This is a genomic window from Streptomyces sp. NPDC052016 (genome assembly GCF_044548445.1).
Taxonomy (GTDB): domain Bacteria; phylum Actinomycetota; class Actinomycetes; order Streptomycetales; family Streptomycetaceae; genus Streptomyces.
On record NZ_JBIUBX010000001.1, the window covers coordinates 379,851 to 392,810 of the forward strand.

At 70.3% G+C, this 12,960-nt stretch carries 11 protein-coding genes; 4 read left to right on the forward strand and 7 right to left on the reverse strand.

The genetic code is table 11. The features are described 5' to 3' along the window. Nucleotides 1–384: 384 nt before the first annotated feature. Together ACIHAR_RS01750 and ACIHAR_RS01755 are read right to left on the reverse strand one after the other, a co-directional pair. The gene (locus ACIHAR_RS01750; RefSeq protein ID WP_400015898.1) at nucleotides 385–591 is read right to left on the reverse strand and encodes a hypothetical protein; all 207 of its coding nucleotides are present in this window, start codon (nucleotides 589–591) and stop codon (nucleotides 385–387) included. Between the two features lie 305 nt (nucleotides 592–896). After that, a complete protein-coding gene (locus tag ACIHAR_RS01755) occupies nucleotides 897–1,964 on the reverse strand; it encodes an alpha/beta fold hydrolase (RefSeq protein WP_400015900.1) in 1,068 nt (355 codons plus the stop codon). A 396-nt stretch (nucleotides 1,965–2,360) separates the two neighbouring features. Between ACIHAR_RS01755 and ACIHAR_RS01760 the strand changes: the two genes are divergently transcribed. Continuing rightward, nucleotides 2,361–2,921 carry an NADPH-dependent FMN reductase gene (locus tag ACIHAR_RS01760; protein WP_388749805.1) on the forward strand — a complete coding sequence of 187 codons (561 nt, stop codon included), beginning with the start codon at nucleotides 2,361–2,363 and terminating at the stop codon, nucleotides 2,919–2,921. Between the two features lie 420 nt (nucleotides 2,922–3,341). Here ACIHAR_RS01760 and ACIHAR_RS01765 read toward each other — a convergent pair whose 3' ends face one another. From ACIHAR_RS01765 to ACIHAR_RS01780, 4 genes are all read right to left on the reverse strand, one after another. After that, nucleotides 3,342–3,959: a TetR/AcrR family transcriptional regulator gene (locus ACIHAR_RS01765; RefSeq protein WP_400015902.1), complete on the reverse strand. Its 618-nt coding sequence runs from the start codon at nucleotides 3,957–3,959 to the stop codon at nucleotides 3,342–3,344. Nucleotides 3,960–4,473: 514 nt separating this feature from the next. Beyond that, nucleotides 4,474–5,178, reverse strand: coding sequence for a hypothetical protein (locus ACIHAR_RS01770; RefSeq protein WP_365465799.1), 705 nt, complete (start codon nucleotides 5,176–5,178; stop codon nucleotides 4,474–4,476). Between the two features lie 131 nt (nucleotides 5,179–5,309). Continuing rightward, nucleotides 5,310–7,505, reverse strand: a complete 2,196-nt coding sequence (locus ACIHAR_RS01775) for a SpoIIE family protein phosphatase (RefSeq protein WP_365465797.1) — start codon at nucleotides 7,503–7,505, stop codon at nucleotides 5,310–5,312. Nucleotides 7,506–8,011: 506 nt separating this feature from the next. Further along, entirely contained in the window at nucleotides 8,012–8,650 is a 639-nt protein-coding gene (locus ACIHAR_RS01780) for a MarR family winged helix-turn-helix transcriptional regulator (RefSeq protein WP_400015905.1), read from the reverse strand. 105 nt (nucleotides 8,651–8,755) lie between these two features. Here ACIHAR_RS01780 and ACIHAR_RS01785 point away from each other — a divergent pair, with 105 nt between their 5' ends. Genes ACIHAR_RS01785 through ACIHAR_RS01795 form a run of 3 tightly spaced genes read left to right on the forward strand, consistent with a single transcriptional unit; the run spans nucleotide 8,756 to nucleotide 11,560 of the window. Continuing rightward, entirely contained in the window at nucleotides 8,756–9,805 is a 1,050-nt protein-coding gene (locus tag ACIHAR_RS01785; RefSeq protein WP_365465793.1) for an LLM class flavin-dependent oxidoreductase, read from the forward strand. Beyond that, nucleotides 9,798–10,829 carry an LLM class flavin-dependent oxidoreductase gene (locus ACIHAR_RS01790; RefSeq protein WP_400015907.1) on the forward strand — a complete coding sequence of 344 codons (1,032 nt, stop codon included), beginning with the start codon at nucleotides 9,798–9,800 and terminating at the stop codon, nucleotides 10,827–10,829. Before ACIHAR_RS01785 ends, ACIHAR_RS01790 begins: the two co-directional genes overlap by 8 nt. A 14-nt stretch (nucleotides 10,830–10,843) precedes the next feature. Continuing rightward, entirely contained in the window at nucleotides 10,844–11,560 is a 717-nt protein-coding gene (locus ACIHAR_RS01795) for an NADPH-dependent F420 reductase (protein WP_400015909.1), read from the forward strand. Nucleotides 11,561–12,020: 460 nt separating this feature from the next. Here ACIHAR_RS01795 and ACIHAR_RS01800 read toward each other — a convergent pair whose 3' ends face one another. Beyond that, entirely contained in the window at nucleotides 12,021–12,815 is a 795-nt protein-coding gene (locus tag ACIHAR_RS01800; RefSeq protein WP_400015911.1) for an enoyl-CoA hydratase/isomerase family protein, read from the reverse strand. Nucleotides 12,816–12,960 lie beyond the last annotated feature (145 nt).

The window sequence follows — 12,960 nt, forward strand, 5'->3', positions numbered from 1 at the left end:
GGCCGCCGGGCTCGGGGCCTGCGGGGTCGAACGGCCGACGGGGGGAGGGGCCGGCCCTCCTCCACCTGGAGGAGGGCCGGCCCCATGGCGTCGTCGTCCCACACGGCGGCGCGCTGCTCACCCACACCGCGGAAGTACCCGGTCTCCACGTAGGCCACCGGCGGCAGGCGAGGAGCTTCTCAAACCCTCCAATCAGCCCCCGGAACCCTTGACGCGCCCCCACCGCCAAGGGCGATGCACGGCCACATGCGAAGGGGCATCGGCGTTGTGCCGATGCCCCTCGACGGTGCATGGATCCTTGATCACGCTGTTGAGGATGCTCAGCACGCGCAGTGCCTCCAGGTGAGGCCGGGGTGACGACGATCCAGTGCATCCGGCAGGCGCTCAGCACCTCCGCGAGGACGGCGAACGTGCCGGCACCGCCTGGGCGACCACGCCCGGCGCGACATATGTCGACACGACACCGGACAGGAAGCCGAGGAAGGCGCCCTCGAGGCGGCGTACCCGAGGATCAGCGCGGGGGAGGGCGTGCGCCTGAACCAGGACGCCGAGCGTGGCCGCTGTACGGACGACGACGTCGTCCACCGTCACCGTGGCACGGTCGGCAGGGGCGTCCCTGGCCAGGACCGGCCTGCTGGTCGGGGCACAGGGGTCGACCGTGCGATCGACCGGCCACCGCATGCGGACGTTCGCCTGATGTTCCAGACATGACGGAGCGGTCGTCCGCACACGGGGGAGGTGCTCAGGACGACCGCTCCTTGCCTGCTGCCGAGGGCATCGCATCGACGCCTTGGCAGCAGGAGCTTCTCTACTTGCTCAACGGAAACGCGCGGTGCCGGGGTTCACGACGTCGAAAGGGATGCCCGCCCGCGCGACGCTCCCCGCGGGCACGGGTGTCACAAGTGGTCGACGTCGACGACAGCCTGAGCGAAGGCAGAGGGAGCCTCCTGAGGCACGTTGTGACCGATGCCGTTCAGCGTGCGGTGCTCGTACGCGCCGACGAAACGGTCGCGGTACGAAGCGCCGTTGCCGGGCGCGGTGAACGGGTCGCGCTCGGCGTCGAGGGTGATGGTGGGCACCTCGATGACGGGCCGCGTGGCGAGCAGCCGCTCGTAACGGTCGTAGCGCCGTTCGCCGTCGGCGAGGCCGAGCCGCCAGCGGTAGTTGTGGATCACGATGGCCGCGTAGTCGGGGTTCTCGAACGCGGTGGCGGTGCGTTCGAACGTGGCGTCGTCGAACTGCCAGGTCGGGGAGACCGTCTCCCAGACGTACCGGCACAGGTCGTGCCTGTTCCGCCGGTCCTCCATGGCGAGGCGGCCTCGCTCGGTGGAGAAGTAGTACTGGTACCACCACGTGTGTTCGGCCGCGGGAGGCAGCGGCTTCTTCTGGGCCTCCAGGTTGGTGATGAGGTACCCGCTCACGGACACCAGCCCCTTGACGCGCTCGGGCCACAGGGCCGCGATGATGTCGGCGGTGCGCGAGCCCCAGTCGAAGCCGGCGAGGACGGCCTGCTCGATCTTGAGGGCGTCCATCAGGGCGATGATGTCGAGGGCGACCGCCGACTGCTGTGCGTTGCGGACCGTGCGGGAGGACAGGAAGGTCGTCGTGCCGTGGCCGCGGAGATAGGGAACGATCACCCGGTAGCCCTGCGCCGCCAGCAGTGGGGCGACGTCCACGAAGCTGTGGATGTCGTACGGCCAGCCGTGCAGACAGACGACGACCGGCCCGTGGGCGGGGCCCGCCTCGGCGTACCCGACGTTCAGCACACCGGCCTTGATCTGCTTCTGCTGGGCGAAGGAGGTGTGGGTGCCGGGGGTCACCGTGGGAACGGTCGGCGTCGGAGCGCCGCCCGCCTCGCCCGGCGCGGCGGAGGCGCTCGGGATGCCCTGGAGGGCGGTCAGCGACACCGCGGCCGCGCCCGTGCCCAGTCCGGCGGCCTTGTTGAACGTGCGCCTGCTGATCATGTGAACCCTCCGTGGTGCTTGACGAGGAGCTGGGGTGTCTGATGCGGAGATCCCGCCGCAGGACGGTCGCGCGCCATCGAGGTGCGGGCCTAAGCGACAGTCTCACGGGAGGTCGTCACCAGTCAAACTGGTTACTAGGAAATAGGATGCGCTCTGCGTGGCGCCCGGCGGCTTCGTCGGCGGCGTGCATGTCCGACCCGTACATACCGGCTGCGGGAGTGCATGGCTCACCTCCGTCCCCGGTGTGGCGTCATCGGTGTGGGCTGGCGCATCCGCGCCCGCGGCATTCTTGACGCATCAATCATTTTCCCATTTACTTGACGCGGCAAGTAAAAATGACCGCTGGGCCGAGCTCAGGTTTCGGGCGCGGCTGTATTCAGGAGAAGAGCGTCACTCATGATCAAGATCGGTATCATCATCGGCAGCACCCGCCCGGGCCGTAACGGCGAAGCCGTCGCTCGCTGGGTGCACGAGGCCGCCTCCGAGCGCACCGACGCCCAGTTCGAGATCGTCGATCTCCTGGACTACAAGCTCCCCGTCCTGGACGAGGCGTACCCGGCCTCGCTGGGCAACTACACCCAGCCCCACACCCAGTCCTGGGCCGAGAAGATCGCTTCCCTCGACGGATTCGTCATCGTCACCCCGGAGTACAACCGATCCGTGCCGGGTGCCCTGAAGAACGCGATCGACTTCCTCTACGCCGAGTGGAACAACAAGTCCGTCGGCTTCGTCAGCTACGGCTCGCTCGGCGGCGCCCGTGCCGTGGAGCACCTGCGCGGCATCGCGGGCGAGTTGCAGATGGCCGACGTCCGCGCGCAGGTGGCCCTCTCGCTGTTCACCGACTTCGAGAACTTCAGCGTCTTCAAGCCGGCCGACGTCCAGCGTGACACGCTCGTCACGATGCTCGACCAGGTCGTGGCGTGGGGCAACGCCCTCTCTCCGCTGCGCGCCGGCTGAGTCGGCTTCCGCCGGGCTCTGGCGGCGATGTCCCGGTCCCTGTGGTCGAGTCCGGTGGGCGACAGGTACCGGAACCGAGCGGGGTCGTTCCACACGCACGCCGGGGGCGGCCCCGACGGCCGTGTGCCGCGGCCACTGCCCGGTGACGGCGGTCAGACGAGGAGGCCCCGGCCGGCCGCGAACGCGTTCAACAGGGCTCAGCGTCGCCCCTGTTGCGGTGGGTCTCCAGCAGCCGTGGGTCACCAGCAGTCACAGTGCTGGACTTCGCTGATCGTCGGGAAGGCCGGTACGGCGTGCCATAGCCTGTCGACGGTCACCTGTGCTTCTCGCAGCCTTCCGTGACCAATCGGACGACTGCGGCCCCGGGTCACTGGGACCTCGGGGCCGCAGTCGTATCAGGACCTCCGGTCCGCCCTGCCGTCAGGTCTCGGCCGGAACGGAGGCCGCGCGGGCGCCCAGAAGGGCCTGGCAGTTGGGCCACAGCCCACCGAGCGGCGCGGTGGTGTTGTAGAGCTTGGCGAACAGCACCTGGCCCTCGAGCTGCGCCACCACGGCGCGGGCCGACGCGCGGGTGTCGGCCACGGTGACCTCACCGCGGCTCTGGGCCGCCGTGACCACCGCCTCGATCAGGTCGACCTGCTCCTCGAAGATCTCCTGGAGCCGGTCGCGTACGGCCTCGCTCTGGTTGCACATCTCCAACGAGAGGTTCCCGAGCATGCAGCCCGCGATCGATCCTCGGTTCTCCCGGCCGGCCCGGTGCTGGGCCTCGGTCGCCTCGAAAAGCAGCCGCAGCCGCTCCAGCGGCTCGGCGTCGCTCTTCAGAATGCGGCTCCACTGGCTTCGCTCGGCGGCCCAGTGCTCGTCGATCACGGTGAGCGCGAGGGCCTCCTTGGACTCGAAGAAGTAGTAGAAACTGCCCTTGGGTACCCCGGCTGCCTTGCAGATCTCGGCAACGCCCAGCGCCGAGTAGCCACGCAGCTCGATGAGTGACTGCGCAGCGTCGAGGATCTTCTTCCTGGCGTCACTTGTCCGTCCCATGCGGCAAGTATACGACCGCTCGACTATGCAGAAATGGGGAGAAACGACCGGGAAAGGTGCGGCTTCTCGGCGGGCGCGGTGGTCTCCCGCCGGTAGGCGGCGAGGCTCCCGGCAAGGGGAAGCAGGTCGTCCGGTCGTGGTGTCCGCTCCGGGTCGGGCGCATATTGGGCCGTGGCGGCAGGCGGTAGGGCGCCTTCCGCACCGAGTGCGGTGGACGACGACCGCCGGACGGTCGGGTGGCAGCGTGTAGTCGGCCGGCGAGCTGCCGGGAACGCGGAGACCGCCTGCCGTTCCCGTCTGTGGGTCGCCCTGCGTTGAGGATCTTCACTTACGCGGTGAACGGCTTGGCCACGAAGATGCCCGCGTTGTTGATCAGGGTGTCGATGCGGCCGAAGCGTTCGTGCTGTGTCAGGGCACCGACGCCGGTCGGCAGGCGGGCGCACACTGGATCGGCCCCGACGCGCCCGCAAGAAACGTTGCCATCCGGATCAGCCCATGTGTGCCAGCGCGCCCCTCACCGTTGGCGCCTCAGCCGGTCCAGGGGGGTGCCGGCTGCCCAGCGTCGCAGTTGGCGGCCGTCGACGAGGTGGATGTCGGTCTGCCGGGCGGCCCATCGCATCTCGGCCTGGCTGAAGCCACCGCGGTGGACGATGATCCGGCCGGGCTGCTCGGCCCGGGTGCGGGACGTCTCCCGCACCGTCGCGGGCCGGCGGGCGTCCTCGTCGGCCGTCGCGACGCAGCGGAACGCGACGTCGAGTTCACGGCCGTCGCGGTCCCGGGCGTACAGGCGCATGCGCCCCTTGCTCAGGCTCAGATCGGCCACACGCCAGCCGTCGCGCTCCAGCATGCGCGCGGTGGCCTCCACCAGCCCGCGGTCATCCAGTCGCGCGAGCTCTTCGGCGGTGTAATGGCCACCGTGTCGGCGGACAGACGTCCGGCGCAGGCGCAGGCCCACCGTGGCGGCCACCGTCAGCAGAAGGATGCCCATCGCCAGGCCGGTGGCGCCGAACGCGCGGCCGAGTCGGCTGAGCAGCAGGACCAGCGCGAGCACGACCAGGCCGAGGCCGACGAAGGAGGGAAGGACTTCGCGGAGTTCGGGACCGTACCGGCCGTGCGCCCGCAGTTCGGCCACCTGCCGCCGCCGCTGGGAGCGACGCGACGCCGGCACGGACGAGCCCCGCCACCGCATCGGCGCCTCCGGCCGCTGCACCCTGGTCATGTGGGCCACCCCCGTCCCCTCGTCCGTACCGCCGCTCGCGAGACACACGCTCGCTCCCGGCTCCGCCGCTCCGACCGTATCCCGGTCCCGGCCCGGCTCAGGACGCCGGTCCCACCCTCGCACCCCGCTGTTCACCGCGCAGGGATGGGCAACGTCAGTGACACCGTCTTGCCCTGTCCGTTGGGGGAGCTGTTCCACGTGTCGGCCAGCGCCTCCACGATCAGCAGACCCCGCCCATGTTCCGCTTCCGCGTTCTCCTCTTCGGTGAGCGACAAGGGCGAAGGGATCGGCGGGTTGCTGTCGGAGTCCCGTACCTCCAGCCGGAGGTGATCGGCGAAGGCGCGCAGACGGACGTCCACGTCGCTGCCGGCGTGAATGAGCGCATTGGTCACGATCTCGGAGACGATGAGCTCCAGGGCCTCCGACATCTCCTGCAGGCCCCAGGAGCCCAACTGGTCGTGGACGAACGCGCGGGCCGTCCGGACGCCGAGGAGATCGCGGCGTTGAATGTGCAGGCCCCCCACCCGGGGCTCCTCCTGGCCCGCCGCCCCCGCGTACCGCGCCAGCAGCACCACCGCGTCGTCGCGGCGCTGCTGTGGTGCGGAGTCGTCCGCGACGACCAGGTCGGCCAGCTGTTCGAGATCAGGTGCGGCCCCACCGTCACCGGAGCCGAGCAGCGCTTGCGGGCGCGCATGCGGATCTGCTGCCGCCCAGTCGACGAGGCCGTTCGTGTAGAGCATCAGGACCGAACCGGGCTCGAGACGGTGCTCGCTTCCCTGACAGGTGTTGGTCGTGGGCATACCGAGGGGCAGGTTGGCCGGAGCGTCCAGGACGCCGATGCTCCCGTCCGGCCGTCGTACCAGGGGCGCGAGATGACCGGCCAGGGCCACCTCGGCCGTGCCGTCGAGCGTGTCCAGCGAGACGACGCAACAGGTCACCGTGAGATCGGTGCCCAGTTCGGCCAGGAGCCTGCCGGTCCGCTCGATCACCGCGCCGGGTCGGTGACCCTCGCTGGCGTAGGAGGCCACCGCGGTGCGCACCTGCCCCATGACGGCGGTGCTCTCCATGGCGTGGCCCTCGACGTCGCCGACGACCAGCACCGCACGGTCACCCGGCAGCGTGGTCACGTCGTACCAGTCGCCCCCCAGCTTGGAGGTGACGCCGGCGGGCCGGTAGCGCGCCGTGGTGACCAGCCGCGGCAGGTCCGGAAGCCGGGACGGCAGGAGGAAACGCTGGAGGCATTCGCTCATCGCACGCTGCCGTGCGCTCAGTTCGACGCGGTCCACCGCCGCCCCCAGCGACCCGGCCATCATGCCGAGGAGGGCCCTCTCCTCGGGAGGGAAATCGCGCGGCCCGGAGAACTGCAGGCAGCACACTCCGACGACCCGCCCGCCGCCGACGAGCGGCAGGTCGACGAATTGCCGGTCGCCGGTGAGAGGCAGGTACAACTCGGCTATCGACTCGTCGAGGGAGAGGGAACCGGTACGCGACGACCGGTCCCCGGACAGGAACAGGGGGTGTCCGCGGAACGCCTCCGCCGCGGGTGTCCGATCGTCCACCCTGGCACCGTGCAGAGCGCGGACCATGCCCGACGAGGCGCCGCTGTGCCCCAGGACCCACAGCCGGCCTTCGCCGGCCGACACCAACACCAGGGCCTGGGCGCGCAACGGCGCCATGATGCAGTACTGGGCCGCCTGCACGATGTCGTCCATGCTCGCGGCCCGGTTGAGCATCTCGGACAGCCGCCGCAGCGGGTACATCATGCTGGTGCCCGCGGAGCCGGGGACGCCGCGCACCCCCCAGCCGGATGCGTACACGCTGGTGTCGGTGGTGCCTCCCTGCGGCACCAGCATCGGCATGGGTCCGGCCTCCACCTTGACGCCGTCCTTGACGAGCCCGGCCAGGGCCTCGGCCAGTCGGTCCGCCAGGTTCTCCAGCTCCGCTCGGTCGGCGGGCGTGCAGTCGCCGCCGTTCTCCAGCCGCAGCAAGGTGAGGGCGCCGAAGCGCCGGCCGCCGGCGGCGACGGGGGCCGAGAGGGCGACGTATGGGTAGGGCAGCGCGTGCTCCTGGCTCGGCTCGGCAGGATCCGGATCGATCAGTACGGCCGTTTCCCCCGACACGACAGCTCGTGCCGAGGCGGCGGGCGCGTCCAGCCCTATGCGCCAGGGCAGTGTGAAGAGCGACGGCGGGCTTCCGTCCGCCATCGCGAGTCGGAGGTCGTCGCTGCGCTCGTCGAGCAGGTAGACCGCCGCCGAGACGGCGTTCAACCGGTGTCTGGCCGCCTCGGTGGTGTGGTGGAGGGCATCTTCCAGATCCGTGCCGCGCATGTCCCGCTCCCGCACTGCTGATGTGGTTGTGATCCGCTGCTCGTCACGAGACGGCTCCCTCCAGCCGGGTGCTGATCATCGAGAGGGGATGTGCCGTATCCAGGGTGATAAGCAATTATTCGACGGTCGGTAGGTTCCGCGCGAGCCATGACCGAGCGCAGGCGGCCGCACCGTCAAGGGGCGACACGCCGCTGGGCGACCGACGGACTGCACCGTGAAGGGCCGCACCCGCTGTCGGTCGGCGTCAGAGGGAGGCGGCACTGCCCTGGTTCACCGCGATGGCCCGCTCCAGCGGATCGCGGTACGCCACGGAGAGCGGGTCACTGCAACGGGCGGGCCGTCCATGGTCACCGCCGAGGTCACTGCGGCTGATCGGAACACTGCCCCGGCTGGCCTGCCGGCCTGCCGGCCGGCCGCGCCCGGGGTCGACCGCTCGCATGCGCCGATCGGCACAGTCGAAAGATGCTTACTTCCCCAGTCAAGTACATGGATACATTTCCGCTGTGTCAAAGGGCAATATCGCCGCCCGGTCTGCGGCCGACCTGCTGCCGCATCCGTGGCCCTTCCGCCGGAAAGGAGTCGCGTCGGCGGGGGCCATCGGTTGCCGCGATCGGGCCGCCGTCCGAAGGGGTGTGGTCGCCGCTGCCGACCGCGTCGCCGGCATCCGCTCGATGGCCCCGCTGTGACTCCGTCCGGACGCGAAGTGCCGCCGCGGCGTCGCCGACGGCGGCGATCTGCTCCTCTGTGAGCGGGTCGAGGAACAGCTCCCGGATCGCGCGCAGGTGCGGAAGGGCCGCCGCCCGGAAGGCCTGGGCCCCCTCGTGGGTGAGCACCACTTCGGCGCCGCGGTTGTCGGTGGCGCACTCCTCACGCCGTACCAATCCGCGGCGCTCCATACGCCCGAGCTGGTGCGACAGGCGGCTGCGCTCCCAGTCGAGGGCTCGCGCCAGCACGGACGGCCGCAACCGCGAGCCGTCCGCCTCGCTCAGTGTGAGCAGCACCGAATAATCTCCCGACGACAGCGAGGAGTCCCTCTGCAGGCGCGCCGTGAGCTCGGCGCGCAGGGCCTGTGCGGTCTCGATGAAGTCCCGCCAGATCCGCAGCTCCTCGGTCGTGGGGTATGCCCTGCGTCGAGGACCCGTCACTGAAAACCTCCCGATTGACACGTCAATCATATTCATGAATTAATTGACTGGTCAATGAAAATTCCTGGAACGGTCAGCATCCGGGAGCCGGCAGGGAAGGACACGATGACGGCGACCACCTTCGAAATCGGGCTCAACTCCTTCGGGGAGGTGGCGACCGACGACGGCCGCGTCCTCGACGACGCCGAGACCCTACGGCTGCTGGTCGAGGAGGCCAGACTCGCCGAGGCCTCGGGGATCGACGTCTTCAGCGCCGGCGAGCACTACCGTGCCGGGCACGTCGACAGCGCCACCCCCGTGCTGCTCGCCGCCCTCGCCACGGCCACGGAACGTATCGCCCTCGGCACGTCGGTGACCGTACTGAGCACCAACGACCCCGTGCGGCTCTACCAGGAGTTCTCCACCCTGGACGCCGTCTCCGGCGGCCGGGCCCAGCTCGTGCTGGGGCGCGCCTCCGCCACGGACTCGTTCCCCTTGTTCGGCTACGACCTCGCCGACTACGAGCAGCTCTTCGAGGAGAAACTGGAACTCTTCATGCGGCTGCAGCGGGAGGAGACGGTGACGTGGTCCGGCGCCTACCGGGCCCCGCTCGTCGAGCAGCGGCTGCGTCCCCGGATGCGGCCCGGCGGGATTCCCACCTGGATCGGCGTGGGCGGCAACCCCCGCTCCGTGGTGCGTGCCGCCCGCTACGGTCTGCCCCTGATGCTGGCAGTCATCGGCGGACGCCCGCAGCGTTTCGCCGGCCACGTCGACCTCCACCGCCGGGCGCTCGCGCAGTCCGGACACGACCCGCAACCAGTCGGCCAGCACTCCCTGGGCCTCATCGCCGACACCGACGCGGAGGCGATCGAGACCTGGTGGCAGTACTGGGAGCCGGTCGTGGCCCAACTGGCCGAGGAACGAGGGTTCTACGCGCCGACCCGCGAACGCTACGAGGCGGAGATAGCCGACGGCGCCCTCTACGTCGGCTCCCCGGAAGCCGTCGCCCGCAAGATCGCCAGGGCAGCCCGTGACCTCCGCCTGAGCCGCTTCGACCTCAAGTACGACATCATGCACCTGCCTCGCCAGGCCCGCGCCCGCACGATCGAACTCCTGGGCCGCGAAGTCGCCCCTCGTGTGCGGGAACTGCTCACGAAGGAGCCCGCCCATGTCTGAACTCGTGCTCGGCCTGGACACGTTCGGCGACGTGCCCGTGGACGACTCCGGCGCCCCGGTCACCCACGCGAGGGCGATCCGGCAGGTCGTCGACGAAGCCGTTCTCGCGGACGACATCGGTGTCGACGTCCTCGCCCTCGGCGAGCACCACCGTCCCGAGTACGCGGTGTCGACCCCGGAGACCGTGCTCGCCGGCATCGCCACGCGCACCCGGCGCATCCGCTTGTCCTCCGGCGTGACCGTGCTCAGCTCGGACGACCCGGTCCGGGTGTTCCAACGCTTCGCCACGGTCGACGCGCTCTCCGGCGGCAGGGCCGAGGTCATCCTCGGCCGCGGCTCCTTCACCGAGTCGTTCCCGTTGTTCGGCTACGACCTGAGCGACTACGACGTGTTGTTCGAGGAGAAGATCGACCTCTTCGTGCAGCTGCTCCAGGAGAAGGCCGTCACCTGGAAGGGAACCGTGCGGGCTCCGCTGGAGAGCACCGAGGTCTTCCCCCGTACCGAGTCCGGGCACTTGACCACCTGGGTCGGCGTCGGCGGCTCACCGCAGTCGGTCGTCCGCACAGCGCACCACGACCTCTCGCTGATGCTCGCCGTCATCGGCGGCAACCCCGAGCGCTTCATCCCCTACGTCGACCTCTACCAGCGCGCGACCGCACAGTTCGGCACCACCGCCCACCCGGTGGGCATGCACTCACCCGGCTTCGTCGCCGACACCGACGAAGAGGCCCGGGAAGTGTACTGGCAGCCGTACCGGGAGATCCGCGACCGCATCGGCGCACTGCGCGGCTGGCCGCCGCTGCGCCGCGCGGAGTACGAGGCAGAGATCGAGCACGGCTCTCTCTACATCGGCTCGCCCGAGACGGTCGCCCGCAAGATCGCCGGAGCCGTCCGCAAGCTCGGCGTCGGCCGGTTCGACCTCCTCTACACCGCGGGAGCGCTGCCTGCCAGCGCCCGCCTTCGTGCGGTCGAGCTCTACGGCACGAAGGTGATCCCCCTGGTCCGCGACATCCTGGCCGGCTGACCGAAGGAGACCGAATGGACATCACAGACGTGCGCACGATCGGCATCCTGGGCGCCGGAAAAGTGGGAACCGTGCTGGCGCGGCTCGCCCTGGCGGCGGGCTATCGTGTGCTGATCGCAGGCTCCGGGGAAGCCGACGCCATCGCCCTCACCGTCGAGGTCCTCACCCCCGGCGCGGTCGCGGTCACCGCGGCCGAGGCCGCGGCCGGGGCCGACGTGGCGATCCTGGCCCTTCCTCTGGGCAAGTACCGCACCGTCCCGGTGGAGGAACTGCGGGGCAAACTCGTCATCGACGCCATGAACTACTGGTGGGAAGTCGACGGCGTACGCGAGGACTTCACCGACCCGCGCACCTCGACCAGCGAGATGGTCCAGGCGTTCCTGCCGGGCTCCCGTGTGGTCAAGGCGTTCAACCACATGGGCTACCACGACCTCGAGGACGAGGCACGGCCCTCCGGGGCAGCCGGCCGCAAGGCCATCGCGGTCGCCGGTGACCATCCCGACGACACGGCAACCGCCGCACAACTCGTGCACGCACTCGGCTTCGACCCCGTCATCGCCGGCTCGCTCGCCGACGGCGTACGTCTGCAACCGGGCACCGAACCCTTCGGCGCCAACGTCGACGCCGACGAACTGCGCGCCATGCTCGACCGCTTCCCGGAGACCGAGAGCGGCCGAGTGGTGAGCAGGGCCCGCACCGCTTCGTCGCGTCATCCGACCGAAGCGGCCTGACGCGTCCTGACGCGGCCTGACGAACGGATACGCACACCTGCCGTACTACTCCGCCGCGGCCCGTGGACGTGACTTCGGTCTTTCCCGCCCTCCGCCGCGGCTGTCGAACCGCCGTCTCCGCCGGACACTCGCACGGCCGAGTCGGCAGGCGCCTACGAGGCGGACCGCGACCGAAGGCCGACGGAGCTCGGGCGGGACAGTCGTGCGCTTGGGCTCCACGCCTGCTCGCACGCGGCGCGTGCATGTGATGGCCGGTATCGGGCCCCCGGCGCCCCGGCGCCCCGGCGCCCCGGCGCCCCGGCGCCCGGCGCGAAGAGCGACGCTCGTTGCGACCATCGGACCGCGTCCGGCAGGGCCGACTGCTGTTTGCCGCCGTGCTTCCGGTCAGGCGCGGTGCGCCGACCGATCGCGCGGCCGCGTCATCGGTGGCGTGCCGTTGGTACGGTGCGGTTCGCGCCGTTCACTCGGCCACGTGGCGGCCGAGGTCGCGCTCGACGCCGTCCGGCTTCTGCAGGCCGGCGTCGAAGAGCCGCTTGACGCGGTCGACGTTCTCCGGTCGGCCGGAGGCGCGGAAGAAGGTCGCCAGGGCCGTTCCGAACTCTTCGACGGGAGGCTGGGTGACGGCGTCGACCAGCGACTTCGTCTCGCGCAAGGCCACCTTGTCGAAGCCGGCGATGCGGCGGGCGAAGGAGTCGACGAACTGCTCCAGTTCGTCCTCCGGTAGAACGCGGTTGACGTAGCCGTAGGCCGCCGCGAGGTCGGCGGGGAAGTCGTCGGCGCCCAGCGGGATCTCCAACGCGTGCCCGCGGCCCAGCAGGCGCGGCAGTCGCCCGGTGGGGTTGCCGCCGGGGACCGATCCGACCCCGACCTCGAACTGTCCGAGGACGGCGCCCGGTCCAGCGAAGCGGATGTCGGTCGCCAGCACGAACTCGCTGCCGGCGCCACGGCTGCGCCCGTTGATCTCGCTGATGGTGACAGCGGGGACCTTCCCGAGCCGGTAGAGGTCGTCGGCGAACGGGTGCAGGCCGGACGCGGCCGGCTTCATGGCGGCCACCCGGGAGCGGTCCGCCAGCATGTCCCAGTGCGCCATGAAGAAGTCCGGGTTGGCGCTGCGGAAGACGACGACCGTGAGATCGGGAGCCTGCTCGATGCGGGTGATCAGCTCCGCGAGCTGCTCGATGGTGTCCGGGTCGATCAGGTTGATCTCACCGTTGGAAAACGTCACCTTCCAGTGGACCGGGGTGACTTCTTGCACGGCGAGGCGTGGGACCTGGGGTCCGGCCGGTACCTCCGCGTGCTGCGATGTCCAGACCGTCCTCCGCCGGGACGTGAGGCGAGCGCGAACTGCGGCCGAAAATGGGCTCTGTGCATGGGTGCGGAATGCAAGATCGTGTATGACG